Origin of the sequence: Holdemania massiliensis (genome assembly GCF_022440805.1) — a bacterium.
Classification (GTDB): domain Bacteria; phylum Bacillota_I; class Bacilli_A; order Erysipelotrichales; family Erysipelotrichaceae; genus Holdemania; species Holdemania massiliensis_A.
This window is the reverse complement of sequence record NZ_JAKNTK010000001.1, coordinates 3,713,515-3,739,448: the sequence shown is the minus strand read 5'-3', so window position 1 is coordinate 3,739,448 and position 25,934 is coordinate 3,713,515. Positions and strand designations below refer to the sequence as shown.

Sequence of the window (25,934 nt, the reverse complement as noted above, 5' to 3'; positions counted from 1 at the left end):
GAAATGAATGGATCCATTAAAAAAATATAAAGATATGGGACTTAATGGTGAACAGCTTTATCAGATTGAATTAGGGAAAAAAAATAAAGTGAATGTTGACGTTTATGCTAACGCTCATTTTACCTGGACACAAATGGAACAAATACGACTAGGACTGGAAGCTGGCCTGGATGTAAGCATTTATGCTTTATCAAACATTCCGGCAGATGAAATGGAACATATAAAAGAAAAACTGTTATTTCAAAGAGATAATCCGGACTCGATTGAGAGAGTAGTCTATGTAGGCAATGGAGAATTACAGGTAACTCGAATTATCTCTTTTGTGGGATTAACCGATCGTTGCGGAGTTACAACATTGATATATTATTTGACAAAGCTTTTGAATGAATTAAGGCATGAAACAGTAGCTGTTGAATTAAACAATAAAGATCTTGTATCTTTTAACAACGAGTATTGCTTTAGCGTATCGAAGTCGAGAATTAAGGACTTCTTGCTAGATCATAAATCTGCGGAATTTATTTTATTGGATAATATACAATTTGAACAAGCAGACGAAACTTTTGTTATCTATGCTCATAATCCTATCCAAATAAATAAATGGCAAAAATATCATCGAAAGGAAGATCTCATCGGCAAAAAACTTATCTTGAATAAATCAATTTTCACAAAATCAGAAATTGAAAAAATAGAATTGGATATAGAACAACAGTTTAGTGCTGTAGTTCCATATTTCAATGAATTTTCCTATAAAAATGAAGTGCAAACAATTTTAAAACTTTTGGGAATAACAATGCCGGATCCAAAAATAAAAAGAAGGTGGTCTTTTGGTAAAAAATCTGATTAAAGCTTTGGTGATCTTATTGATCACTTTTTTATTATCTGCAGATATTATTCAGGCCGGCTGCATTACAGTTACCTACTACAGCAAAAAAGATTGGGTAACCTATTATAACTTTTATGATATACCATGGTCAGATGGTCAAGAAGCCATTGTAAACAGCCATGATAAAAGTAGTGTTGTGAATGCTCTTGGCACTTGGGCTTGGCCAGTACGAAAAGGGGCAGATGCTTTACTTGGTCAGCAGCCTTATTCCGTAACCAGACAAACAACTGATAAAGATCCTTATCTATTCCAAGCGAGTTTTAGTAATTTGCGCATTCAGCAATTTACTTATGATATAGACGCTTTTGATAAAAATGGTAATCCAGTACAAAAAACAGTACTTTTAAATGGTTATGCTGCGGATGTCGGCGGAGGAAACTTAGAATTTCGTGGGACTGTGCTGCAGAATACATCATCATCCGGCCGCCATACGGTTACAATCCCTGCAAATACCGATGTATCCAATATCATGATTATCTTTGATAATCAAAATGTTGGAAGTACATACATCTTAAACTATTTTCAAGTTGACACCTATCAAATTTATGAGCATGTATCATGGACAACATCGTATATAGAAGGTACAGAGACCCGCACGGAAACGATTTGCACTCAATCAGGCGTTTATTCACCGGATGGCACAAATGGCTGGCAAAGAAGCGCTTATACGACTTATTCGCCGGCTGTAACAACGGTTATTAATTATGATCCGAGCTTTATCACACGAGAATGGCTTAACTATGACTTCCACAAGGAATGGAGTTGGAACGCTTGGCAAGCACCAGATAACCGGTTTAATGTTTATATGGGTGGTTATGCAACACAAATTACAGGATGGGATTGGGATGGATCTCAGTTTTTATCTCGTGGCGCTGGCGGAACAGCCTATCCCTATATTAATACAGGTGACACAACTGGTATAAGATATATTGCAGTACCCATGTATTGGTCTACAAGCAATACCGGCGACTGGGTGGCGGATTCCACAGACCGTGGATGGTGTCAGGATACAACAGGGTCTACAGGTCATTGCTATAAATATAACGGACATACATCCAACGCTAGGCTAAATACATGGGATACATTTCTGCAGAGGTATAACAATACTGTACATCCGGATGATCGTTATGTAAGTAAGGTTGATTATTATTTATACAATGTAGATAATGGAGTAGAAATTTTCCTAAAAACATCCTCTGAAGAAATTGAAAAATTTACTTTTGAGCAAACAGGACGATGGAAAATTAAAGCTGTCGTCTATGACAAATTAGGACAAACAGGAGATGCCTGGTCGAAGGAATTTCTGATTGACCGAGACAAACCTTATGCATCATTTGATCCACAACCAACAGGAGTTTATTACGATGATTTAAAAGTCAAGATAACACCAGGTGATGATCATTCTGGAGTACAACGCTGGAAATATTCTGTGAGTACGGATGGAGGACAAACTTATAGTTTACCTTCGAACTGGTATACAACTGTTTCAGAAACTGTTACTTTTGGAATCTCCGGACAATTTGTGCTAAGAGTGGACATTGAGGATAAGGTTGGCAATGTAAACACGATTTATTCTGAGGCCTATACCGTCGACAAAGGCGATGTTGGAATCGGGAACTTATATGGCTTTAGCTATTCTCCTAACATACAGAATAATGTTTATGCTAATATCACTTGCAATAACTGCCAGATGAACACACCAGCAACGATAAAAGTTTACGAAAACGGAACTTTAAAGAAAACAGATTCAGTGACTTTAACAAATAAAAGCTATACATATACTTATCCTTACAGCAGCGCAGCGGATAGTTTACAGATCCGCATTCAAGTGTCTGCTGATGCAAATATGGATAAAGATAATGACACATTAGATCTCACTGTATTCAAGAAAACGATGGCTGAAAAGTCAACCTCTGGTGATACATTGGACTTTATAGCGACAACATGTAGCATTGTAGCAAATGGGGAACCACAAAAAAATATTGAAGAAGTTTTAAAATTAAAACTAGTGCAAGAAAAAACAGAATTTTTCGCAGGAGAAGGTATTCCGACAGCTGTACAGGTGCAGTATCAAAATAATTGCGAACGAGTGGAAAACTGGGCGTGTGTTGCAGGAGCAAACTATAACAGCGGATCTGCAGCTGCAGATTATATCCATGGGGCAGAACCGGTTAAATATGAATATGAAAAGGGTACAGAATATGAAGTGCCTTTGCAATACAACACAGACGCAAAAGCTTATCAGCTGCCACAGATGTATGCTGCTAAGCGATCTGGCAATATCTACAATAAGATATTAACGTTACCAGATGAGGAAGTGATACCTGCAGGACAGAAATGGTATACCGATCGACGATCAGTTTTAAAAACATATCAATATGATGTGAGAGGAAGAATGACAGCCTACAATGAATTCAGTTGGAATTTTATTGCGGACTATACAATAACGGAGAACTATTATGATCAGTATCGAGTGCGATTCGTAGATCCCAAAAATCCATTTCCTAATGGTGATTCAGATATCTGGCAATCTTATGAGTCTTGGTTTAACAATTTAGATCCGAATCATCCCATGAAATCATTTACCATAGAAAGCGAGTAGTATATGGAAAAGAAAATTACAATATCATTTACACAAAAACAAATGCGTGTATTCACATCTAAAGATGGAGCTGAGTTTATCTCTGTCATCTTACCTTATAATTCTAAATATCAAGGTTTTAGTTTTATCTTACCTGTCGAAGTTGTTTTTAAAGATGAGAATAAAGATAGCCTTTATTATGCGGAACTCGAGGACGATAAAAATATCAAAATATCAAAGGCTCATAATGAAGGAGGCGAATGGAAAAAAGAAAGTATTTGGTTGAAAGCGTCTCGGTTAAAAAAGGAATTAGATAGCTGGAAAAAATGCTGTTGTAAAAAACCAAAAGAAAGTAAGGAGTGATTGAATGACAATTTGTGCAAAACAACAAAGTGTTGGCAGCGTGTTTTTCTTTTTAGAAAATGCAATTAGAGGTGATCCAAATTGGGAACTTGAAGGAAGCGAAAAGCTGTCAGGCATTTTAAACGCTAAAATCCATTTCAAAAATCGTCAAATCTGGAATGACAATGAAACGATTTTATATATGGATCGATGCTGCGGATGCATTGATTTATCTGATCTACGGCGCGCAATTTCTGCTGCTCAAGATTTAAAAATCGATGAACTATCTTTTTCCGATAATGTTGTAAAAGTTAGAATAGGACAGGATCTGATTAGCTTAAATTATCCCAAAATTTTGCAGCATAGTATCAATCGTCCTTATGTTTTAGACTTAAAGAATGAAATAGAAAGGTATAGTAAATGAAGACGTTAGAACAAATTATTGATGAACTAGGTCTAGAAATTAACGATGAAGAACCAGGAGAAGATATCTTAGAGGAGGAATTTATTGATGTCTCAGAATTTGATGCAACATCGCCAAAAGATTGCTGATGTTATTGTTGCCCGAATGGAAGACGCAATAGAATGGAAAAAACCATGGATTACAGCTGTCGTTGCTCCCTACAATGAAATCTCTAAGAAAAAGTACAGAGGTTCTAATAATCTGTATCTATCTGTTTTAGCATGGGAAAAGGGCTATCAAGACCCACGTTGGATGACCTTTAAACAGCTTAAAGACAAAGGATATCATCTGCAAGCTGGATCAAAAGGGGCAGAAATAGGATATTATCGAGTCTATGACAAAGTTAAAAAAAGAGATCTGGATTTTGACTGGTGGAATACGTTAACATTAGAACAACAAGCAAATTACCGAGAAAATATCCAATTTGTATTTCGATCATCTGTTGTTTTCAATGGTAGTTGCATAGATGGGCTTGAGCCGTTTAAGGCACCTGCTAGAAATAACGATATTAAAATGCAAAAGTCCATATCTTATATTGCTGACAATATGGGGGTAGGGATCTACTCTGATGGAGGATCCCGCGCTTTTTACCGATCAGCGACGGATGATATCCACTTGCCTGAATCAAGTTGTTTTTGGGATCAAGCGATGTATGATGCAACAATGCTGCATGAATTAGCTCATGCGACTGGACATCCAACTCGTTTAAATCGTGATATGTCTGGCTTCTTTGGGAGTCCAGAATATGCAAAAGAAGAATTGAGAGCAGAGATCAGTTCTTTTTTTGTATCTCAAGAGCTTGGTTGTCCAATTACAACAGAGGTCACGGACAATCATATTGCATATCTGCAAAATTGGATTAACGCAATCAAATCAGATAACAGTATTTTGTTCGAGGTCATTAAAGAGTCTGATACCATTGCTGATTATATGATCTCAAAGAGTTATGAAATTTCAGCTGTTCAATATGATGAGGACGATTTAGAACTGTAGTTGGGGCAAATTGCCCCAATCAATTTTTAGTTTAAGATAAGGCGAAAGGAGTTTTTATGAGTAGTCAAAAAATCCTGTTTTTTTGGGAAACCACAGATATTGATGATGTTGATGAAAAGTGGTTTATATTGAAGTTTCCCTTTGACAGTTGCTATGAAGGATACAAATTTAAGATTCCAGTAGTGAAAGCGAAGATTGATCGAGATCAAGCCAACGCTTGGTACTTATATGGTGATAAGTACCAGAAATTCAAATGTTTTGATGATAAAGGGAAAAAAATAATTTTAACGCTGGATGAAATCGCCAGCGTTTTTTCAAAAGATTTTTAAACAAAAGAATAATAAAGGAGAAAATAAAATGAAAAATTTAGTTTATATGCTTGGTTTTGATGCAAGTGGTGCAATGTCTTTAGTTCAACAGTATACAACTCCATTGTTAACTTTTATGCTTTGGGGTGTCCCAATTGCCGCAGTGCTCATTGGTGTTGCGCAAGGTATCTCTTGGTTTATCGCCGACGAAGATAAAAAAGAACAGAAACCACTGCCAAGAACATTAAAGAAAACAGTAATGTACGCAGTGATAATTGAATGTATCCCTGTTATCGCTAAGCTCTTCGGTATTGCGTGAATTCTTATTGAATAATTTTGTTAGCGAAGGAATATGGTGAGAAAACTATATTCCTTTGCTAATTATTACATAGATTATAATGTAGAATGATTTAGTGATGTTTAAGATAATCAATAAAAATTAAATAATTACCTGTTTGTAAGTGGTTATATTATTTGTTATATTAAAACAAAAAAGGAGACATAAGATGAAAAAAACAGGGATTTTGATTCTAATGCTATTATTAATAAGTGGATGTTCAAATAAAAAGCTAGAAGCTGTATTGCCAGAAGATAAGCTTGTTGAATATGGGGATGATCTTGTAAACAGAGTCACTACAGAGACAGAGGGAGTTGAAGTTACAGCCGTAATTCAAGATTTGGAGGGGAATGAAAAACAATATACGCCAGATGAAATCGAATTGTATACAGATTATAAAATTATTTACACACTTACTAAAGGATCTAAAACGATCACAGAGGAAGAAACAATTCAATTCCAAGATACAACACCGCCAACAATTAAGTTTTTAGGGAAAAATAACAGAATAACACTGAAAGCGCCTCTACATGAAAATGAGAAGTGGGAAGAAATCAAATCTTATTTTGAATATAGCGATAACTACAAAATGCTATCGAATGGATCTCCTTTACGATTTGAGTGTGATGGCAGCGTTAGGGAAGGATCAACGATAGGTTGTGAAGTGTATGCTTTGGATGAATACTCCGATTCGGGATCAGAAAGATTAAATATAACTATTATCGCTTTAGAAAAAGAACAAGTTCCGGTGGAATTACCTGAAAATAAAATTGTTAAATTAGGAACGGATCTAAAGACAAGAGTCACCACGGTAGAAGGTGCTGAAGTGATGTATGTTCTCTACTATATGGATGGAAGTGTAGTTTATGAATTAATTGAAGGTGTTCAAGTCGACAAAGAATACAAAGTGAATTACTTAATTAATCATCCTGATTACAAATCAACAATGATTGATGAAATAATTAAGTTTGAAGAATAATAAAATATTTATTATTAAAGAAATAAAGCATGGCGTGAACTAGCCATGTTTTATTGTTTATGGAGGAAACAAACATGGATTTCATGAAAGTTTTTATGGATTTAGTCAGAACTTTTTTTTGGTTTCTGACGACAGCATTTTTGAGTTTTTTTGACATGATTTTTGAAGCAATACAAAACATTGCAACAATAGATATTAGTCAATTTGATTTTATATGGCAATGGTGGGGAGCATTATGTATGCTGCTCTATTTTTTTATCACTGTACGTATGATCGTGCGATTCTTGCGAACGTTAGTTGATGATGACATTTTAGAACGCTTTGATCCAGTTAAGATGATTGCCCGTATTGCGGCTGTAGCAATCATCATTGGTTTATTGCCCAATATATTGGGAGCATTATCTAATGTTAGTACAATTGCAATTCAAAATATTGATATCATGACGGGAAATGACGGAGCTAAAGCATCACAGATTATTGTCAATGGAGCACGACAAGATGGTGATAAAGATATTGCGGATTGGAAACAAATTGAGATCAATGATTATAAAAAAGATGAAAAAAAATACAATTACTTTAATGATACATGGCAAATTGTTTTCCTTCTAGCAAGCTCTGCTACTGGATGCGTAATTATGATTTTTATTGGACTGCAAATTGCTCAACGACTAGTAGGACTGGCGTTCAAAGTATTACTTTCTCCTTATGCTTTAAGTGGGATTGTTGATCCGGATGATCGAACTTGGAGTACATGGTGTAAATTAGTGCTTGGAGATCTACTTACAAATTTTTATCAAATGTTGCTTGTTCTCTTAGCTTTAACGCTAATTCCCGCGATACAAATATCGGGATTAGCGCATGTTATATTTTTGCTGGGTGCTTTGATGGCCGTGATGAATGCGCCATCAGGTGTTGCGCAAATTTTAGGTTCTGATATCGGGGTTGGTACAGCTTTACAGCAAATGCAAACATTAAATATGATGGGTCATGTTATGTCATCAGGAGCATCTTTAGTTGGCGCTGCAGCCACTACAACAGCTGCAGCTGGGATTTATGGTACAGGGCGTGTTTTAGGTGGTCAGTCGCTGCTGTCTACGATGGGACGATCTAACGCAGGATTTAATCAATCATCCGAAGGCTGGACAATGCGATCTGATGGAGATTCAGGGAGCACAGTTAGCGAGGAAGCCGGCTCTTATGCTGCAGGTAGTGCTGCAAGTGGATCAGGAGGTGGGAGCATACGTCGAAGCGCTGATCCTATGGTAAGAGCAGGATCCGTTTTAGATCGTATTGATCGCACCTGTGTGCGTAATTCAGGTGCCGACCGCGGCATGACACGATGTACTAAATCGCTTTATGCAAAGTCTGCAGAACGTTTAGCAAGACCGGTACAAATACGCACAGCGCGCGGAACAATGATGACAAGAGATAGCCGTTTTGTTCAGGCGTCACACGCCTATCATTCACTTAAAGGTGATGGACATCGCGGTGGGGAAGGGGAAGATAACGAATGACGTATTATACGCCAAAGAATTTTAAGCGAGGCAGACTTATTTTCAATCGTTTTAGACCGATCGATTTAATTGTTTTTGGAATTGGGACTGCGGTTAGTGTAATTAGTATTTTATTTTACTTAATGGGTTTTGACGGGAAAAACCCTTTTATTATTGGTGTGCTTTGCGTGCCAGCTACAGTTACATTAACGCTTGTACTACCATTTCAGGTTTACCACAACTTAATGGAGTTTACGTTGATGCTTTTTGTGTATTTCAAATCACAAAAAAAATTCATATGGGAAGGAGTCTACAAATATGAAGAAGAAAAAGCAGCCACCGATGACTAAGCTTGAAAAAAAGCAGGCTGCAAAATTAAAACAGAAGCAAAAAACTGCGAAGACACTTAAAAAGAAAGTGGCAACCACGTTGGACTGGTGTGATATTGATGCGGTGCTTGATGATCAAATACAAATTAAAAGAGGCAGCAAGACGATGAATATCAAGGGTATTAAAATTTCACCGCATAATATTTTCCTTGATGAACCGATTCAGCAGTCCAGATTGATTGAACGGCTGCGAATAGCACACAATAAAATTCGGGGTCAACTCTGGTATGGGTTTGTTTACACGCCGGTTAATTTAGATGATCATCTGGCTGAATTGTTACGGACTCAGCGGGAGGAAACAGATGAAGCAGTCAAAAAAATGATAACAGATGATTTTGACAAAGCTTACCAGTTTATGGCATCATATCGAGAATTGGAGTTCTTTATTATGGTACGTTCATCAGATCCAAAATCCTTAGATAATCAGTATATGGATTTGTATTCTGAATTTAATATAGCCGGCTTTAAACCGAAAAAATTAACCAAAAGAGATTTTCAAAATTACTTGGCATATCTTTTTGAAAATCCATTAATCAATGATTATTATTTTGGACAAGGTGATTTCAAATGTTTGCAGCAACGCTATAATTATGATGAAGAAAGTCAAGAATATAGGCTCATGGATGTGGATATGAGTGTTGCTTAAAATCGCTTGTGATATAATAGTGACAGTCAAATAGTGAGAAAGGATGTAAATATGGAAATCAATGAAGTAATTCAGTATTGGCAGAACCTGAATATTAATTCGTATGAGCAGCTGGAACTCGCACTTCAAAATTACAATGTGCTTTTTGCTTATAATTCAGGTAAAATTGAAAACGAGAAAATTACCTTCAACGACACACGTGAAATTTTTGGTAAAGGTAAAGTCATCAATTATACTGGTGATCTGCGAACCTTGTATGAAATTCAAAATCAAAAAAATTGCTCGAATTATTTATTGAAAAAAATAATAAAAAAAGAGCCAATTTCTATCGAATTCATAAAAAAAGTAAATAAACTATTATGCCAAGGTACAATTGATGAACGTCGATATATTATCAATGGGGAGCGAGCGGGGGAATTTAAAAAGCATGATTACGTAGTGGGTATTAACGAAGTAGGATCTTCCCCAGAAGATGTTATATCAGATTTAAAACATCTGATTGAAGAAGTGAATTTATATTCAGGTAATAATTATTTGACTGTGGCTGCCTATTTACACTGTAATTTTGAATATATTCATCCTTTTTCTGATGGCAATGGACGTACAGGAAGGACACTATTAAATTATTACTTAATGATTAATGATTTGCCTCCAACAATCATTTATGAAGAAGATAAGAAATCTTATTATGATGCTTTAAAAGCGTATGATGAGCAAGAAGACATTAGTATCATGAGGGATTTTATAGAGATTTCATTAATCAAAACGTGGCAAAAAACACTTGAAAAGACAGATGAGCATCGACATATGCCTGATTTAGAGATTTAAACCAAAAGTGTAATTAGCAAGGATTGACAGAAAGGATGATGAAGAACAATGTGGAAAGTATTTGTTGAAAAGCCTTTTAAAAATTGTGAAAGAATACATCCTTTACAGCAAAAAAAAGTAGCGAGAATGTTAGAAGATTTTAAACAAGACAATAATATCATTAAAGTTATTGTTTTTGGTTCGAGTGTTACGGTACAGTGTCATAATGATAGTGATTTAGATTTATACGTTGTCCTTGATCAAGAAAAAAAAGTAATCAAGAATTATTATGATTTTGTATATGATCTCTGGACGAATTTCAGCGTTGACACAAAATTGCTTAAAGAAATAGAACAGAAAGGAGTGATTGTTTATGAGCGCCAATGAAACGTTATTTGACAAAGCTCAACAAAATTTAAAAGTTGCGAAAAAAATTTATACATTAGCAGAGGAAGATGATGTTTATCTAAATTATGTTGCTTATCATTTACAGCAAGCTGTAGAAATGACATTAAAGTATTATCTTGAGGAGAATGGTATCAATTATCCTAAAACACACGATATTGATCAGTTAATTAGAATAATCCATAAAGATAATGTACCGTGTCCAATTACAGAGTATATTGATGAACACAGTGAAATGTTTTCTTTGTGGGAATCAAAAACAAGGTATGTTCTAAATTATCAAACTGAAAGAAGAAAAATTGAACGAGCCTTAGAAGAAGTAAATGTGTTTGTTATAGATGCTAAAAATAGTTTTCTTAAGACAAATGGATTTATTAATTGTCATCCAGATGAACTGAATAAAGACGAAAATGATCAAATAGATTTGGATGACAATGAATTAGGAATGTAGTCGGGGCAATTTGCCCCAACCTGAGAAAGAGAATCAATTTAAAGTAAACATGGCCAATTTGCCATGTTTTTTTGTGGAGGAAAAAATGAAAAATAATATCGAATTAGTTAAGCGATCAAAGTTAGTACCTACCAGCTTCCGAAGCAATATTGATTATTATATGATTGGAGATCTGTATATTACAAACCTATTGGTAATGCAGCTGCCTAGATCGTTTGGATTAGGAATGCTCTGTGAATATGTAAGTAATCCAAATATAAAGGTATTTATGCGTACTGAGCCACTAGATACAAATATTGCTGCATTGCTAAAAAAAGATTATCAAGAAAAAGAGCAAGAATACCAAAAAACAAAGGATCCATCTCTACAAAAACGAATAGCTGATGAACTAACATCACTTAACACTTATATTGAAGAGAATATCAAAAATAATGATTCAACTCATAATGTAGTTATTGTATTTTCTGTTCAGAGTGACGATCTCAAGGAAATGAAAGCTTCAGCTAAAGATTTAAAACTGAGACTATCTGCAGTAGGATTTAAAGTTCAGCGGGTTACAGGTATGCAAGAAATGCTTTTGAAGGAATTTACACCACTTTGGATAGACTCTAAATTACCAAAAACAATTTCAGATAATTTAGGAGTACCATTACCGTCTACAGGATTAGCTGGCATGTATCCATACGTGTTCGAAACGCTAAAAGATCCAAAAGGCTTTTTATTAGGACGAGAACTACAAAATTCAGGCGCAATCGTCTTTGATCCTTATTACTATATTCATAACAAGAAACAAGCTGCAGCTGCACAGCGAATGAATGGGAATGCGATCCTGTTAGGAAAATCTGGATCAGGAAAAACAACAACACTCAATCTAATTGTTCGTTTTTTGATTAAAAATAAGGTTCGTTTGGTTTGGATTGATCCAGAAAATAAAAACATTACACTTACTCGAAAGTATGGCGGAACCTTTGTTAACTGGGGGACGCGTAACGCTTGCATTAATGTCTTCGATTTAAAACCTATATCAAGCGAGGAAGAAGAACAGATTGATATGTGGGACACGGAGCTTGCAATTATTAATGTGATTGATGATGTAAAACAGGTTATTAAATATTTGTTTCCTGAAACATCAACACAAACGCTTTCCTGCATTGGAGATTTAGTCTTCAAAACATTTGAAAAGGTGGGCATTAAGAAGAATGATGATGGAACATTTGATTCATTTGAATCACTGACATCCACAGATATGCCTCGTTTTACGACTATGAATGAAGTATTGATGGAGCGAATCGGAGAAATTAAAAATGATGCTGCAGCTGCTCTGGAACTGCAGTACCTTAACGAGCTGAAATTAGACATGAAATCAATCTTAACTGAATGGAAAATGTACTTTGACAATTATACAACTATTCAGATCAACGAAACGGAGCACCAAATTATTTCTTTTGGAACTAAACAACTATACCAAAAACCTCAGAATCTTAGAGAAGCTTTAAATCATATTATGTATCAATATGCCTGGTCACTTTGCCTGGATGATCGGTATTTATCCGCATTTCTTTATGATGAAGCACATGTAGGAATTTTAGAAGGAAAGTCGGCTGAGTTGATTGCACAATTTACCCGGCGCAGCCGCAAGTATTACAATATAATGATCTTAGCGACGCAGGAACCTAAGGACTTTGCTGATGAAAAGGTTCTTACACATGGTAAAGCCATCTTTAATAATTCAGTTTATAAGATTATTATGAACCTGGACTTAGATTCTGTGTGCGAAGTATCAAAATTAGTTCGTCTTAATGATAGCGAGCAAGGTATTATACAAGAATTTTCTCAAGGTGAAGCATTGTTCATTTGTGGGGATCGGCGAATCCCGATTAGCGTACTTTGTACTGATGCTGAGCTACAGGAGTTTGGAGCATGATATGGATTTTCAGAAACTATTTAACAAGTTCGTAATTAAATTTGGCATAATGGTATCTGGAATAGCTTTGCTTTTTGTGATTTTAGCTTCTTTAGTAGCTCCTGTTGTCTGGGTGATGACTCTATTTAGTTGGGGGGATGGAGATTATAAAGCAGGCGATAATAACTTTGATGACTTTCGATATGTTATTGATAAAGCTATGGCGGATACTCATGTCATGATCCCTTATGATGAGATTTATGGCTGTACAATGTCACCGGCTGTGGCTGATAATTTAGCTCAATGCCTGCTTGTTTTTGATAATGATGGGCAGCTGATGGATGAGTTTAAAGACGAAATTAATACTACACTTGGGACTATATACAAAGAGTTCAATGTTAATCCAACATGGCATGAATACAGGGGTCAGATTCCATCATCTGCATTTCAGAATATTACACTGCCTGCTCTTTTTCGGTATCAGATCTGGAAAAAGAAAGTTGATATTACGCCAGGACGACCGGATTTAAATATACCTGAACAAGTAGATGTTTATTGGGTATACGACCATACGGATTATAATACTAAAATTAAAAATCACTGTGAAATGATCGAAGATGGTGACACACAATATCGCTGCGAGCAATATAGGGAAGAAATGTCAGTATATCCATTCCATATTCCAACTGAATCTGGTTACAGAATAACATCAAGGTTTGGCTATCGCACTAATCCCTTAAGAGTAAATGATGAGGATCCAATCATTACTTATCATAATGCTACGGATTATGCTAAAGCCAGAGGTGTTCCAATTAAGGCTGTGACAAATGGTGTTGTTATAAGCATAGGAAGTACAGCTGCAGGCAATCCTGTTGTTGTGCAGTCCACTTTAGGAGGATTTACTTTTTATGTGCGTTATACTCATATGGATTCCTTTAATGTTCAAGTAGGCCAGGAAATAGAATGGGAAGAAACAATTGGAAAAATGGGATCAACTGGTTATGCCACCGGCCCTCATTTACATCTGGCAACCTTTGTTATTGATTCAGAGGGTGTTGAACGATATTTTAATCCTATGATTATTATGGGATATGCTTCTGAACAAATCATCAATCATTAGTGATATAATTAGATCATAAAAATTATTGGTGCCTAAAAAAAATATAGTAAAAATAATGCTATATACTAATGATTTATGTGAGAGTATTAAGCAATTCTCTAGTGAAGGGGTAAGTATATGGGCAAAACTTTAGAAGAAATTAAAGAATATTGTAGAGAAAAAAATTCTTATGGAGCATTATTACTTACAGGAATTTGGGGGAGTGGAAAAACTTATTTCATTAAAAATATATTTTGCAAAGATCCATATATAGCAAGTAACTATATTCCTATTATTATTTCACTATTTGGTGAATGCTCTATTGAGAATGTACATATGCAAATTAAACTAGCTTATCTTAAAGAAAAATATTTGTGGCAAGATGCTAATCCTAATAAAATAAAAAAATTTTTTTCGAATATCAGTAGGGCAATTAATACGATAGATATAGTAAAAAAAATTATTGAACCCTTATGTAATTTAGATATTCTTGATTTATATGAAATAAATGATAAAAACAGCCAGTTTAAAAAAATAATTATTATTTTTGATGACCTAGAAAGAACAGAACTTAATATTTATGATGTTGTTGGTATTATCAATGACTATTGTGAGAATAAAAGATTAAAAGTTATTTTGGTTAGTAATGAAGCGTTTTTGATAGGAAAATTTAATGAAGAGTATAATGACTATAAGGAAAAAACTATAGATAGAACAATATATTTTGATGAGAATGCTCTAATTTTGAACGATATATTAGTTAACTACCCATCAGAGTCTAAATTATATAAGGAATATCTAACCAATAATAAATATAAAATTATTTCTGTACTTTCAGGAGAGCATATTAATTTCAGAAGATTGAAAATAGCTATCCATATGTTTCAACGTGTTTATGATATTTTAATTGAAATTGATCATCACGATGAATTATCATGTGACTGGTTTATAGAGTTTATTTTATACTATATTTATATAGGAAAAAAGGAAAAAAGTCCTCAAAAAGTCAGAGATATACCTATTAGCTTGAAGAAATATATTTCTATAGGAGAATTAAATTGTGATGATTTAAAATACGAAATAGATTGTAAATGGTCGAAGAATTTTATAAATGTAAATCCAATATTCAAAGAGCAGTATTATTTTTTTAATCATGAAAGGATAATATATGAATTTTATCTTGATGCTTTGGAAATTTTTAAAAAGGGTAAGTACAGTTTTTCTTTAAACGAATATGCTATATTTATCAAAAATTATAGCTTCATTCGAAATATAAAAGATAATATACCCAAACCTGATTTTGATCTTATAAATGATATTATATTATGTAAGATAAATAATGCTATAAATGCAGGGCTAGCAATAAAGGTATATTCACTAAATTTTAATCATTGGACTCATTCATTCCAAGAAATAACTGATGATCCCCTCGAAGGATTAACTGATTCTGAATTGGAGATCTATAGGATATTACAAGATGCATGTTGTAAAGAAATACAGCGATATATAATTAATCATTTTGCTTTTTATAATTTATGGCCATGTGATTTTATGTATGCTTTTGATCATAATTTACTAACTAGGATTATTACAATGTATAGTGAAATTAGTAAATCAAAAATGCATTCATGTATGTTAGATGGTAAAACATACTTTGAAAATCTTATAGATGATTTCTATAATGATGAAATATTATGTATTTCTCCTTTTATAGATGATGAGATGGAAATTCAGGGAAATTATTATATGATATATGAAGCTTTTAAAAATACCTGGATTAATCATAAGTGCAAAGTTGTTAATATTTTATTATCATTAAATAATTTTATAAGACTTAAATCATTTTTAGAAAATCTTATTGTGAAAGATAAGAAAGAAAAATTATTAATTAGAGCAACTATTTCCGAAATATTTATTAATACAATTGATGAAGTCATAGTTGATTTAGAAAACCGTAAATATTCTAATTCTGTTCAAATAAAGTCAAGTTATTTTCGAAGAATGTTGTTATGAAGAGTAAACGTTTTTAATAGTCATTTGCAGTTTGTAAATAAGATTTTTTTTGGGGGGGAAAGAGCATCAGATATTACAAAGAGTCAGGGCACTGTATTGTGCAAGGCGATAGGGATACGACATAAAGATAATAAAAAAGCTTCAGATTTTATAAGCTTAGAGCAAAAATGTGATGATTGGATTAATAATTTGAATATATATAAATATGATGAATTCGAACTTTGAACATGGCAATTTTGCCATGTTCTTTTAATAGGAGAAAATACGATGGAAAACGAAGAAAATAAACAGGCATCGTTACCAAGAGATGATAAAACTTTCTTTACCCTTAATGATAAGGGTTACTATGCAATTGCAAAATATGAAAATCATCCTGATCAAGAGTTTTTAGGAGTTGATGAAGAATTCATGAGAAAAATGAAGCAGCTTAATGAGCTGCTAGATCAAAAAGAAGAAGAGTTGGAGGATGGCGAATTAGAAATGTAAAAGAACTTGGAGATTGGTGTATAATAATATAAAGGAAGTGATAACATGGAAGAAAGAATGGACTTCGAACTTTATAAGAGTACAGTATGTCATAGAGTAAAGGACTTAGGTGATTTGCAGTTTATGATTAATGTTCTTGAAAATAATGAAATACGGGATCTATTTAATAAGAATTGGTATCCTGAATCACTTTACTTGCTTGCAATGATTGATTATCTATCACGGATTCACTCAATTCAACTTTGCACTGATTATGATGATATAAGAAATTGCAAATTAAAAAAACTAATTTATCCTGCCGGGGTGATGGTGTCATATTTTTTAACTAATGACCCGAGACGATTAGAAAAAAGTTTAAAAGATGCAATTCCAGAATTTTTGAGACATAACATTGTAGAAAGTGAGATTAGAAATGTCGCATGAAAAACCTATTACAAAAGAAAATTTAGATTTTTATCTTAAAGAATTGGCTAAAGAATATCGTAAACTTAATGGTAAGCTTATGCCTGCGGAGATAATTTTAGTTGGAGGTGCGGCAGCTCTTGCAAACTATGGTTTCCGAAATGTAACATATGATATTGATGTAATTATCAGAGCAAGCTCTGCAATGAAAGATGCTATAAATAATGTGGGAGACCGGTTTGATCTCCCTAATGGATGGATAAATACAGACTTTACAAAAACAGATTCTTATTCATCGAAACTTTTCCAATACAGCCAGTATTATAAGACTTTTTCAAATATAGTTAGTTTTCGTACAGTAACTGCGGAATATCTGATAGCAATGAAACTAAAATCTGGACGTGAATACAAAAATGATCTTAGTGATATTGTAGGTATTGTAAAAGCAGAGAAAGGACTTGGCAACCCTTTAACTTTTGAAAAAGTGGATAATGCGGTAAATCAATTATATGGATCGCGACAAGGAATTGATCAAGATTTAATAGAACGTTTAAAAAGTGTGCTTAATTTGAGCGTTGATAGACTAGAGGATTTGTATAAAACATTGCAGGAAAGAGAAAAAGAAAATAAAAAGATGCTTATTGAATTTGAAAAGAAATATCCAAAAAAATTAAATAATAGCAATATAAAAGAGGTTTTAGCTTCGATGTACATACTTAATACGAATTCAAAAATCATAGAAGAGATTAACGAAAATCAAGTTGAAGAAGAGGATATAAATCTTGAAATATGAGTCTAAATAATTATAAAACCCATATTTTTTGTAGACCATGGCTGTGTGCCATGGTTTTCTTTCTAAGAAAATGAGTTTAAATGTATAAAGAAGATGAATATAAAAGATAGTTGGGGCAAATTGCCCCAATTGAAAAAAGAATTACTGAATGATTCTTTTCGGATTTAATATTAGATTTTTGAATGATTATCGTCAATTTTATTCACTCGGAAGTGAAAGCAGGATAAGGAGAAATGTAATACATTTCTCGGTGAGGAGAAGTGTGCAACGCGCACTTTCTCTTTTAAATTCAGGAGATTTTTGTATTACGTTAGTATTACATTCGATATTACCTTGAATATTCAATGGTAATGAATTTTCGATGAAATTATATTAATATATCGGAGGATGTTTCGGGATTATTTTCGGTGAGATTTTATCGGAAAAATTAGAAAAGATTTTAAAAGAATATTGGAAAGAAAGAGGGAAGTATATGGCTAAGCAAGTTACATCAATAAGACTCTCAAAAGAGAGTATAGATAAGATCAATGCATTAATAGTTTTAGAAGATCCAGAGGCAAATTTAAAATCAAATCAAAACAAATCGGCAGTCATTATAAAGGCTGTCGATTTCTATTATGCTGCTAAAATGGATGATGCTGTAGGGGACGAATATCTTCAACGTATGGCCACCTATATTAATGATGCGATAAAGCAGAATTTAAATGCTATAGCAAGATCATGTAATGCGACGAGATTTATAACAGAAGTTAATAAAGAATTAATTAAAATTTTATTACTTACTTATGATTTGCCACAAGAATCTGATAAAGCCTTAAAACTTTTAAAGCAGCCATCAATATATGAAGAACTTATATCAAAACAAATGCTGAAAGCCTTGCAGGAAGGAAGTGGAGATCATGAAAATTGAAGAAATGATTGAAGAGATAAAGACTTTAATTAGTGGTGAAGAACCAATAGTTATAAATATCTACTGGAGAGACGAAAATGTTAAATAATGTTTTTACTTCGGTAGGGATACGAATGGTAAAAGAAAAAGATTATTATTTGAGCCACCCAATAAGTTCTCCTAAAGAAGCGATTCGATTTGTAATTAAAAATTTCGGGGATTTCGATAGAGAGGTATTTATTGTCGTTAACCTTAGCACTAATAATATCCCTGTAAATTTATCTGTTGTATCTATGGGATCGTTAGATGCAGCTCTTGTTTCAACACGTGAAATATATAAGACAGCCATTTTATCAAATGCAAGAGCTATTTTATTACTGCATAATCATCCCTCAGGGAACTTAAAACCTTCAAAGGCAGATTTAGATATAACCAAGAAAATAGTGGCTTGCGGAAAATTACTTGATGTCACAGTTTTAGATCACATCATTTTTAATGATCGAACGTTTCTGAGCCTGAGGGAAAAAGATCCTTCCTGTCTTTATCTTGGTGACTCTTTATGTATATCATCCAATCCTGAACTTGATGGAGAGTTTGAAATATAATGCCTGACATTATTGTTAAAAGTCGCTTTTTGGAAATAGGAAAACAAGCGCCAAAGAGGTCAAGGTTTAAAGGGATAATTACACAAAAGTCAATTATTGGATGGTCAAAGTATACAGGGAGATCTTCTGCAAAGACTCAACAGGATTTAGGTGATCGATTATCTTGCCATGAAGACGGTTTTTTAGGATATACATCTCGATCCAATGCAACTAGTGGTACCTATAGCTATCTTGGCTGGATTAATAAAGATAACCGTAAAACGCTAATTCAAGATTTATATAAAGCGACAGATCATGATGGAGCAATCTTATATGATACAGTGATTTCGTTAAAAAACTACGAGCTTGCAGATAAGGCGCATCTGAAAAATCACAGTGATTACGCTAATATTTGCAAAAAAATCCTACCTCAATTTTTAAAAAAAATGGGATTAGATCCGGATAATGTAATTTGGTGGGAAGATCAGCATACGAATACAATGCATCCTCACATGCATCTGTGTTTTATTGAAAAAAACCAAACAAGGACACGTGGTAAATTAACACAAAAGCAGCTTGATCAGTTTCAGCTGCTTTTTGCAAAAGAAATAAATTCTAGATTATCGAATAAAGAAAGTAAAGATTATCTACAAAGTAAAGACAAAGCTTTTACTGATTTATTATTTCAGATAACATCTGATACGATACTAAATCTCAATACAGTTCATGATACAGTACTACAACTTTATCAAAAACTACCAACTGCAGGGCGATTACAATACGGTTCATCCGCTATGATGCCTTACCGTGAGGAGATAGATGAGATAACAACAGCAATATTAAGCAGTCAGCCTTTAAAAACCGCATATGATGATTATATGCAAAAGGTTGATGATTTAGAAAAGGAAATGCAAAAAGCCACCGGTAAAACTGGAAATATAAGAACTGCAGAGACAAAAAAATTGATGAAACAATGTGGGAATTTGATTTTGCAGCAATTTAAAAATCCTGAATTTATTAATGAAATAAATAATTTGGAAAGACCTCTTCAAAAGAATAAATCGGATGCAGAGCTTATAGAAAAAGACGAAGATCTAATTGATAATTTGTTGGATGAAGACTCACATTTTATTAGTCATTCAGCAAAGACATGTAATACGATTTGGGATTATTTTAATAAAGATTATCAGTATGCAAAAAAGTTAATGTTTGGCACTGACGAAATAAAACAAAATTTAAATGAGGCATTAAAATGGTTAAAACAAGAAGCAGATAAAGGGAATCCCCTAGCTATGAGCGATATTGGAAATGTTTTAAAAAGTAAAAAGATATCAGTTACAGGAACATCAGAGGAGTGGTATAAACGTTCACTAGAAAGATTTATCCAAATCAACAATCAAAAAGAAAACGAATATTGCCGTTACAGAATAGGCAAGATGTATCAATATGGATTGGGTGTAGATCAAGATTTTGACAGAGCAATGAATAATTATCAGGTTTCTCAAAATTATAAATTTTCGCAATTTGCTTTAGGAACACTATATCAATATGGAAATGGCGTAGAAAAGGATTGTGCTACAGCTTATGCTTGGTATTTAAAATCATATCATAACGGAAATCCAATGGGAGCGTATAAAGCTGCAGAACTCATTAGATCTTGTGATGTAACTGAGTCCAGAACGAAAATGCAAGAACTTTATCAGAGTGCATATCAATCACTTATTAATCAGAGTATATCTGGAGCGGATGAAAGAATTGAATATATCCTGGGAAAAATGAAAGAAAATGGATTAGGGACTGAAAAAAGCAGTGTGGATGCTTTTCAACATTATCATAAGGCTGCACAAAATGGAAATGCTGATGCAGCTTACAAAGCTGCAGAGTTGATTCAAAGAGGAAAAATAAAAGTGCATGGAGATGAACAGGAACATTTATACAAGTTGGCACTAGATGCATATCTCAAAGAATTTGAATCCAATAAAAGTGATAAAATTGCCTACAGACTTGCTGTTTTATATTATTATGGTAAAGGTACTCATATAAAGTTGGAAGAAGCTGTTAAGTATGCTTCTGTAGCTGCAGCGCGAAATAATGCGCCAGCAATGTTTTTGCTAAGTAAAATATATTTGTCACTAAACAAGATTTCAGAGAGCTTATATTACTTGAAATTATCTGCAGATAAGGGCAATGATTTTGCTCAATATAGATATGGAATGTATTTGATGCGAGGCCAATATATTGATAAAAATCCTGCTTTAGCTATCGAATATCTCAAGAAAGCTGCCGCGTCAAATAATATCTTCGCACTAAGATATCTTGATAAAACACAAAACACAATTAAGCCTATTAAAAAACTAGGAAAATTTGTAAATGGTGGTGTGCGAAGCTATCTAGCAAAGAGATCTGCAGAGATTGAAAGAGACATCGAAAAATATCTTTATGGAGATGCAACGAAGGAGTAAACATGAAAAAGTTAATGGTTGTGATTGCTGGTTTTATTTTTATTTTCTTGTCAATATATTGGTTTGGCATACTTGCTGTTTCTATTTTTAAATACCAATCAATTTCTATAGCTGGAATGTTTAATTATAAATCGCTTTTTTTTGATGAACACCATATATACTTTTATTTTTTAACATTTATTGCGTTGGGACTTTGGCTGGACGTGGTGTATACAACCTACTTTAGTAAAAAACAGAGGGATAAGCGCAAAAAGAAAAGAAAATTATCTCACAATGAACAGGTGTCTATAACACATCTGGCAACAAAGCATGAAGCAAAGAAAGGGTTGCTAAGGCTGGAGATTAATAAAGGAGGGGAAATCAAACACAATACGATTTTAGATTATGTGGATGCTGCTTTTGATCCGCTGAAGAGATTTTATAATCTTATTGTAGGAAGTAATGTTTGCAGAAAATTGTTTAAAACAACAGATATTAATAAACTAAATATCCGACATACTTATATTGTTGGGGAAAAGAAAAATAAAAGAGGTGGCTTACCAATCATCACCAAGAAAAATAAACTTTATGTGGATCCGACAGATAGCCATACAATGATTATTGGTACAACAAATTCGGGCAAAACTTACTCCGTTATACACATTTTAATATCCACATGTGCTATGGCTGGGGAGTCAATGATTATTAATGATATTAAAGGTGAACTCTATCGAATGCATGGCAAAGAACTTGAGGAAAAGGGATATCAAATTATAAATATCAATTTTGTTAATCCTAAGGCTTCATCGTCGTGGAACCCACTAGGAATCATCATTAACAAGTGGCGTCAAGCTGAGATGGAGGCAAGTTGTAGTGGAGCCGAACCTAATTACTCGGAGGCTTTAGAACTACTGAAAGATATAGCAAATACATTAACCTATGAAAAATCTGCCAAGGATCCATTTTGGAATGCCCAGGCAGGTATCCTTTTTGAAGGGTTGGTTTGTTTTTTGCTTGAAGAAAAAGTGATGGATCCAGAAACAGGAGAAATGATTCCCTTGCCGGATGAAATGATCAATTCAAAGTCCATTCGAATGTTGCATCAACAAGGGAATACGCTGGTGAGTAAAGATGAAACATTACTAATGAGATACGTTAAACAGTATAGAAAACCAGATGATCAATCGAGAGCTAAATTAACAGATTATTTCAATAGCCCGAAGAACACCAAAGGCTCCATTGACAGTGTTTTTGCAAATAAGATGGATTTGTTAACACTGAATCAAGATATCATGGCTATGACTTCGATATCAGAGTTTAAAATGCAGGATATCGTTAAACAAAAAACAGCTGTTTTCATAATGGTTCAAGATGAAAAAAAGACGTATCATCCATTTGTTGATATATTTATTACGCAACTGTATGAAGAAGTAATAAAAGTAGCTAGAAAAGAAAAGAATCTACGCTTAAAATATCCACTCAATATTATTTATGACGAATTTGGTATCTCTAAATTGAAGAATATTGATGACATTATGGCTGCTGGAAGGTCACGCGGAGTGAGAATGTTTATGGCAATCCAGGACTTCGCGCAGATAGAAGAAAATTACAATGAGAAGGTAGCTAAAGCAATCAGTAACAATGTAACTAATTTTGTTTACTTACTTGGCGGGGATCCGGAAACGTTGAAGGATGTATCTAAACGAGCCGGTGATCAGTTAAGATGGGATAAAGAACGCGAAACATACCAAAGAGAGCCGCTGCTAACACCTGAAAAACTATCAAAGTTTGATATTGGTGATGCCCTATTTATCCGCCAGAGAAGAAATCCTTTTTTGACTCGTTTATTGCCGTTTAATAAATATTGTTTTTACCAAACGATGAATAAAGATTGTATACAGCAAGAAAAAGAATTAAGACCCGTTCTTTGGTTCAATATAGAAGATGTATATAAAAGGAAAATAAGAATGTACGAGAATGTTGCATCGAATGAGGTTAATGGAAATGAGGTTAATGTAGAGGAATCTACTGGAAAATTTGCAAGAAAAAATTTAAACACAATTTTAAATGTAACGGAGGCGGCTGAATGAAATTTATAGAAGAACAGCAATTAAGAAATGCTTTCTGGAAGGTATATTCTCGGCGATCAAATATTTTGAGATATCAATTTGAATGCCAGGCAAGACATGGAGGCATTGACTTGGTAACTGTGGAACAAGTTATTATAAAAGATAAAAATATCATTCAATTTTGCTCTTACGAGTTTAAATTGGATGATATAAAGAAGGCTTTAGCACAGGCTGAAATGAATCTGCAATTTTGTCACAAAAGTTATATCGTTATACCTGCAGATAAGGAAAAAATAATCAATGAGCGATATGCAGAATGGATAAAAAGCAAGAAATATATTGGAGTTATTTGTGTAGCTCTGGATGGACGCTGGAATATAATAATAAAACCATGGACGCAGTTAGATCATAAGATCGTGTTAAACCAAGAAATTCTGAGGCTATGCTGCAATAAACTATAAACTTTAAGCGATAGATCAAAAGATAGTGTAAAAGAGAAATGTGATTAAGAAGCTTCTTACTGTAAAGATAATAATATTATTTTCCTAAAATCTGTAATAAGTCTAGTTAAGGATTAGATTTTGAATTACTAAAATAAAATCTTACCTTATTGATTGAAGTTATTAAGATTGATAATATATAACATGGACTATGTTTGGAGGAAGTATGGGAATAAAAGATTTTGCATATATACGTTGTTCTACCACAAAACAAGTTAAAGATGGCAATACGATAGAAGTACAACTAAAAGGGATTCAGGATTATATCACTAAAAATAACATCGAAATACCTCATGGAAATTGGTATATTGATGGTGCGCAATCTGCTAAAAATTTAAATCGTAGAGAGTTTAAAAAGTTAGAGAATATTGTCAAGAATGGTGATGCTGAACGTATTTTCATCTATAAAAGGGATCGACTTATTCGTGATGTTCAAGATCTTTATACAATACAAAATAACTTTGTTGTTGATAAAAGAGTTAAGGTGATCAGTGTTAAAGACGGGGAGATTGCCTGGCATAATGCAAATGAGGAATTTATGCAAGTTGTCTACAGTGCCAAAGATAAGCTGGAAATTACCCAAGCATCAGAACGGACTCTGGATAATCTTTATATGTCTGCTCTTAAAGGTAATTATACTATTGCTTCGATACCCATTGGTGCCAGACGCTGTAAAAGAGGTGATGCAAAAAAAGCTATTGAATTCCCTGATGAAAATGTTAAAGATATAGTTTTTGTATTTGATTATATCGCTGATGTCAAATGCAGTTTGCAGGAACGTGTTGATTATTTGAATTCTATACAGCACATGGCAATAAAATGGACAACTCATAATTTGACTCGTATGATAACAAATCCAATTTATTCAGGTGATTTTGTCACAAAAAGATATAAAATAGAAAATCATACTCCAGGAGTTATAACGAAAGAAAAGCAAAACAGGGCAATAAAAAATCTATATTATAAAGGGCAAAGAAATACATATCAGTATGTTTTCAAAGACATAATACACTGTGATACATGTGATACAATTTTAGATCAGCAAAGTACTAAAAAACGCAAAAGAAATGGTAAAGGTAAAATTTATTTGTATTATTATTGTCCTGCCTGTGGATATCGTGTTTCTGAAAGCACTGTTTTAAGCGAATTGGAAGGGCGTTTAGATCGTAGATTTATGCTCCAAGAACACGGAAAATTTTTAAAGGAAGCGGTAGAACGGAAAACTCGAATAAAGAGATTAATAAATTTTTATAATCAAATGTACGTATCTGGAAAATTAGAATTTGAGTTAGCTGTAGGAGAAATTGAAAAACTCAAGCAAGATTATAAGGAGTTAAAAATATGGACGGATAAATATTATAAAGATAATGATGTTATTGTTTTTTCGCGTATGAGCTATAGAGCGAAGCGTATTTATTTAGAATCTCATGTTAAGTATATAAAATATAACGCTAAAAACTTAAAATTTGACATAATATATAAATAAAAGCATTGCTATCTTTGTTGATATAGGTTAATATTATAATATACTTAGATTTAATCGATCTGTTTATAGCGCTTAGTTAGTAGTTTTGATAGTTTGTGTTATATAACTATTAAGACACCATCTATTAAACAAATTTGGATGTGCAACTTCTAAAAGAAGTTTAAGCGCATCCAAATTTTTTTGTTTATATCT

27 protein-coding genes are annotated in these 25,934 nt (G+C 33.5%); all 27 read left to right on the top strand.

Annotation, left to right across the window (positions count from 1 at the left end; all coding sequences use genetic code 11):
* Positions 1-7 precede the first annotated feature (7 nt).
* The 27 genes from MCG46_RS17280 to MCG46_RS17155 all read left to right on the top strand — a co-directional run bounded on the left by MCG46_RS17280 (position 8) and on the right by MCG46_RS17155 (position 25,742).
* Positions 8-844: a hypothetical protein gene (locus MCG46_RS17280; RefSeq protein WP_240281099.1), complete on the top strand. Its 837-nt coding sequence runs from the start codon at positions 8-10 to the stop codon at positions 842-844.
* Positions 825-3,485, top strand: a complete 2,661-nt coding sequence (locus MCG46_RS17275; RefSeq protein ID WP_240281098.1) for a hypothetical protein — start codon at positions 825-827, stop codon at positions 3,483-3,485. The genes MCG46_RS17280 and MCG46_RS17275 overlap by 20 nt, the downstream gene beginning before the upstream one ends.
* A 3-nt stretch (positions 3,486-3,488) precedes the next feature.
* On the top strand, positions 3,489-3,827 hold the full coding sequence (locus MCG46_RS17270; protein ID WP_240281097.1) for a hypothetical protein: 339 nt from the start codon (positions 3,489-3,491) through the stop codon (positions 3,825-3,827).
* A gap of 4 nt (positions 3,828-3,831) precedes the next feature.
* The gene (locus MCG46_RS17265; protein ID WP_240281096.1) at positions 3,832-4,230 is read left to right on the top strand and encodes a hypothetical protein; all 399 of its coding nucleotides are present in this window, start codon (positions 3,832-3,834) and stop codon (positions 4,228-4,230) included.
* Positions 4,227-4,358 carry a hypothetical protein gene (locus tag MCG46_RS19525; protein WP_275890988.1) on the top strand — a complete coding sequence of 44 codons (132 nt, stop codon included), beginning with the start codon at positions 4,227-4,229 and terminating at the stop codon, positions 4,356-4,358. Before MCG46_RS17265 ends, MCG46_RS19525 begins: the two co-directional genes overlap by 4 nt.
* Entirely contained in the window at positions 4,318-5,262 is a 945-nt protein-coding gene (locus MCG46_RS17260; protein ID WP_240281095.1) for an ArdC family protein, read from the top strand. The genes MCG46_RS19525 and MCG46_RS17260 overlap by 41 nt, the downstream gene beginning before the upstream one ends.
* A gap of 56 nt (positions 5,263-5,318) precedes the next feature.
* The gene (locus tag MCG46_RS17255) at positions 5,319-5,591 is read left to right on the top strand and encodes a hypothetical protein (protein ID WP_240281094.1); all 273 of its coding nucleotides are present in this window, start codon (positions 5,319-5,321) and stop codon (positions 5,589-5,591) included.
* A gap of 28 nt (positions 5,592-5,619) precedes the next feature.
* On the top strand, positions 5,620-5,889 hold the full coding sequence (locus MCG46_RS17250) for a hypothetical protein (protein ID WP_240281093.1): 270 nt from the start codon (positions 5,620-5,622) through the stop codon (positions 5,887-5,889).
* 187 nt (positions 5,890-6,076) lie between these two features.
* Complete coding sequence (locus MCG46_RS17245) at positions 6,077-6,886, top strand: hypothetical protein (protein ID WP_240281092.1); 810 nt, start codon at positions 6,077-6,079, stop codon at positions 6,884-6,886.
* A gap of 74 nt (positions 6,887-6,960) precedes the next feature.
* Positions 6,961-8,400, top strand: coding sequence for a conjugal transfer protein TrbL family protein (locus tag MCG46_RS17240; RefSeq protein WP_240281091.1), 1,440 nt, complete (start codon positions 6,961-6,963; stop codon positions 8,398-8,400).
* Complete coding sequence (locus MCG46_RS17235) at positions 8,397-8,729, top strand: hypothetical protein (RefSeq protein WP_240281090.1); 333 nt, start codon at positions 8,397-8,399, stop codon at positions 8,727-8,729. Before MCG46_RS17240 ends, MCG46_RS17235 begins: the two co-directional genes overlap by 4 nt.
* Positions 8,698-9,414 (top strand): hypothetical protein, encoded by a 717-nt coding sequence (locus MCG46_RS17230; RefSeq protein WP_240281089.1) that lies wholly within the window; start codon positions 8,698-8,700, stop codon positions 9,412-9,414. Before MCG46_RS17235 ends, MCG46_RS17230 begins: the two co-directional genes overlap by 32 nt.
* Positions 9,415-9,465: 51 nt before the next feature.
* On the top strand, positions 9,466-10,242 hold the full coding sequence (locus MCG46_RS17225) for a Fic family protein (RefSeq protein WP_240281088.1): 777 nt from the start codon (positions 9,466-9,468) through the stop codon (positions 10,240-10,242).
* A 48-nt stretch (positions 10,243-10,290) separates the two neighbouring features.
* The gene (locus MCG46_RS17220) at positions 10,291-10,608 is read left to right on the top strand and encodes a nucleotidyltransferase family protein (RefSeq protein ID WP_240281087.1); all 318 of its coding nucleotides are present in this window, start codon (positions 10,291-10,293) and stop codon (positions 10,606-10,608) included.
* A complete protein-coding gene (locus MCG46_RS17215; RefSeq protein WP_240281086.1) occupies positions 10,595-11,077 on the top strand; it encodes a HEPN domain-containing protein in 483 nt (160 codons plus the stop codon). The genes MCG46_RS17220 and MCG46_RS17215 overlap by 14 nt, the downstream gene beginning before the upstream one ends.
* Positions 11,078-11,162: 85 nt before the next feature.
* Positions 11,163-13,001 (top strand): VirB4 family type IV secretion system protein, encoded by a 1,839-nt coding sequence (locus MCG46_RS17210; RefSeq protein WP_240281085.1) that lies wholly within the window; start codon positions 11,163-11,165, stop codon positions 12,999-13,001.
* Position 13,002: 1 nt separating this feature from the next.
* Complete coding sequence (locus MCG46_RS17205; protein ID WP_240281084.1) at positions 13,003-14,100, top strand: M23 family metallopeptidase; 1,098 nt, start codon at positions 13,003-13,005, stop codon at positions 14,098-14,100.
* 117 nt (positions 14,101-14,217) lie between these two features.
* Entirely contained in the window at positions 14,218-16,092 is a 1,875-nt protein-coding gene (locus tag MCG46_RS17200; RefSeq protein WP_240281083.1) for a KAP family NTPase, read from the top strand.
* A gap of 267 nt (positions 16,093-16,359) precedes the next feature.
* Entirely contained in the window at positions 16,360-16,578 is a 219-nt protein-coding gene (locus MCG46_RS17195) for a hypothetical protein (protein WP_240281082.1), read from the top strand.
* 45 nt (positions 16,579-16,623) lie between these two features.
* A complete protein-coding gene (locus tag MCG46_RS17190) occupies positions 16,624-17,001 on the top strand; it encodes a hypothetical protein (protein WP_240281081.1) in 378 nt (125 codons plus the stop codon).
* Positions 16,991-17,773, top strand: a complete 783-nt coding sequence (locus MCG46_RS17185; protein ID WP_240281080.1) for a DUF6036 family nucleotidyltransferase — start codon at positions 16,991-16,993, stop codon at positions 17,771-17,773. Before MCG46_RS17190 ends, MCG46_RS17185 begins: the two co-directional genes overlap by 11 nt.
* A gap of 472 nt (positions 17,774-18,245) precedes the next feature.
* Positions 18,246-18,683, top strand: a complete 438-nt coding sequence (locus MCG46_RS17180) for a DUF3313 domain-containing protein (RefSeq protein WP_240281079.1) — start codon at positions 18,246-18,248, stop codon at positions 18,681-18,683.
* 77 nt (positions 18,684-18,760) lie between these two features.
* Entirely contained in the window at positions 18,761-19,267 is a 507-nt protein-coding gene (locus MCG46_RS17175; protein WP_240281078.1) for a JAB domain-containing protein, read from the top strand.
* Positions 19,267-21,708, top strand: a complete 2,442-nt coding sequence (gene mobL, locus MCG46_RS17170) for a relaxase MobL (protein ID WP_240281077.1) — start codon at positions 19,267-19,269, stop codon at positions 21,706-21,708. Before MCG46_RS17175 ends, mobL begins: the two co-directional genes overlap by 1 nt.
* Positions 21,709-21,710: 2 nt before the next feature.
* A complete protein-coding gene (locus MCG46_RS17165) occupies positions 21,711-23,777 on the top strand; it encodes a type IV secretory system conjugative DNA transfer family protein (protein ID WP_240281076.1) in 2,067 nt (688 codons plus the stop codon).
* Positions 23,774-24,217, top strand: coding sequence for a hypothetical protein (locus MCG46_RS17160; RefSeq protein ID WP_240281075.1), 444 nt, complete (start codon positions 23,774-23,776; stop codon positions 24,215-24,217). Before MCG46_RS17165 ends, MCG46_RS17160 begins: the two co-directional genes overlap by 4 nt.
* 205 nt (positions 24,218-24,422) lie before the next feature.
* Positions 24,423-25,742: a recombinase family protein gene (locus MCG46_RS17155; protein WP_240281074.1), complete on the top strand. Its 1,320-nt coding sequence runs from the start codon at positions 24,423-24,425 to the stop codon at positions 25,740-25,742.
* The last annotated feature ends 192 nt before the right edge of the window (positions 25,743-25,934 follow it).

What these genes read in the sequence shown, in the direction of transcription:
- MCG46_RS17200 (WP_240281083.1), top strand. Translation starts at nt 14,218, where the DNA reads ATGGGCAAAACTTTAGAAGAAATTAAAGAATATTGTAGAGAAAAAAAT.
- MCG46_RS17175 (WP_240281078.1), top strand. Translation starts at nt 18,761, where the DNA reads ATGTTAAATAATGTTTTTACTTCGGTAGGGATACGAATGGTAAAAGAA.
- MCG46_RS17235 (WP_240281090.1), top strand. Translation starts at nt 8,397, where the DNA reads ATGACGTATTATACGCCAAAGAATTTTAAGCGAGGCAGACTTATTTTC.
- MCG46_RS17160 (WP_240281075.1), top strand. Translation starts at nt 23,774, where the DNA reads ATGAAATTTATAGAAGAACAGCAATTAAGAAATGCTTTCTGGAAGGTA.
- MCG46_RS17245 (WP_240281092.1), top strand. Translation starts at nt 6,077, where the DNA reads ATGAAAAAAACAGGGATTTTGATTCTAATGCTATTATTAATAAGTGGA.
- MCG46_RS17165 (WP_240281076.1), top strand. Translation starts at nt 21,711, where the DNA reads ATGAAAAAGTTAATGGTTGTGATTGCTGGTTTTATTTTTATTTTCTTG.
- MCG46_RS17230 (WP_240281089.1), top strand. Translation starts at nt 8,698, where the DNA reads ATGAAGAAGAAAAAGCAGCCACCGATGACTAAGCTTGAAAAAAAGCAG.
- MCG46_RS17220 (WP_240281087.1), top strand. Translation starts at nt 10,291, where the DNA reads ATGTGGAAAGTATTTGTTGAAAAGCCTTTTAAAAATTGTGAAAGAATA.
- MCG46_RS17270 (WP_240281097.1), top strand. Translation starts at nt 3,489, where the DNA reads ATGGAAAAGAAAATTACAATATCATTTACACAAAAACAAATGCGTGTA.
- mobL (WP_240281077.1), top strand. Translation starts at nt 19,267, where the DNA reads ATGCCTGACATTATTGTTAAAAGTCGCTTTTTGGAAATAGGAAAACAA.
- MCG46_RS17260 (WP_240281095.1), top strand. Translation starts at nt 4,318, where the DNA reads ATGTCTCAGAATTTGATGCAACATCGCCAAAAGATTGCTGATGTTATT.
- MCG46_RS17155 (WP_240281074.1), top strand. Translation starts at nt 24,423, where the DNA reads ATGGGAATAAAAGATTTTGCATATATACGTTGTTCTACCACAAAACAA.
- MCG46_RS17190 (WP_240281081.1), top strand. Translation starts at nt 16,624, where the DNA reads ATGGAAGAAAGAATGGACTTCGAACTTTATAAGAGTACAGTATGTCAT.
- MCG46_RS19525 (WP_275890988.1), top strand. Translation starts at nt 4,227, where the DNA reads ATGAAGACGTTAGAACAAATTATTGATGAACTAGGTCTAGAAATTAAC.
- MCG46_RS17205 (WP_240281084.1), top strand. Translation starts at nt 13,003, where the DNA reads ATGGATTTTCAGAAACTATTTAACAAGTTCGTAATTAAATTTGGCATA.
- MCG46_RS17255 (WP_240281094.1), top strand. Translation starts at nt 5,319, where the DNA reads ATGAGTAGTCAAAAAATCCTGTTTTTTTGGGAAACCACAGATATTGAT.
- MCG46_RS17240 (WP_240281091.1), top strand. Translation starts at nt 6,961, where the DNA reads ATGGATTTCATGAAAGTTTTTATGGATTTAGTCAGAACTTTTTTTTGG.
- MCG46_RS17185 (WP_240281080.1), top strand. Translation starts at nt 16,991, where the DNA reads ATGTCGCATGAAAAACCTATTACAAAAGAAAATTTAGATTTTTATCTT.
- MCG46_RS17250 (WP_240281093.1), top strand. Translation starts at nt 5,620, where the DNA reads ATGAAAAATTTAGTTTATATGCTTGGTTTTGATGCAAGTGGTGCAATG.
- MCG46_RS17180 (WP_240281079.1), top strand. Translation starts at nt 18,246, where the DNA reads ATGGCTAAGCAAGTTACATCAATAAGACTCTCAAAAGAGAGTATAGAT.
- MCG46_RS17210 (WP_240281085.1), top strand. Translation starts at nt 11,163, where the DNA reads ATGAAAAATAATATCGAATTAGTTAAGCGATCAAAGTTAGTACCTACC.
- MCG46_RS17265 (WP_240281096.1), top strand. Translation starts at nt 3,832, where the DNA reads ATGACAATTTGTGCAAAACAACAAAGTGTTGGCAGCGTGTTTTTCTTT.
- MCG46_RS17225 (WP_240281088.1), top strand. Translation starts at nt 9,466, where the DNA reads ATGGAAATCAATGAAGTAATTCAGTATTGGCAGAACCTGAATATTAAT.
- MCG46_RS17215 (WP_240281086.1), top strand. Translation starts at nt 10,595, where the DNA reads ATGAGCGCCAATGAAACGTTATTTGACAAAGCTCAACAAAATTTAAAA.
- MCG46_RS17195 (WP_240281082.1), top strand. Translation starts at nt 16,360, where the DNA reads ATGGAAAACGAAGAAAATAAACAGGCATCGTTACCAAGAGATGATAAA.
- MCG46_RS17280 (WP_240281099.1), top strand. Translation starts at nt 8, where the DNA reads ATGGATCCATTAAAAAAATATAAAGATATGGGACTTAATGGTGAACAG.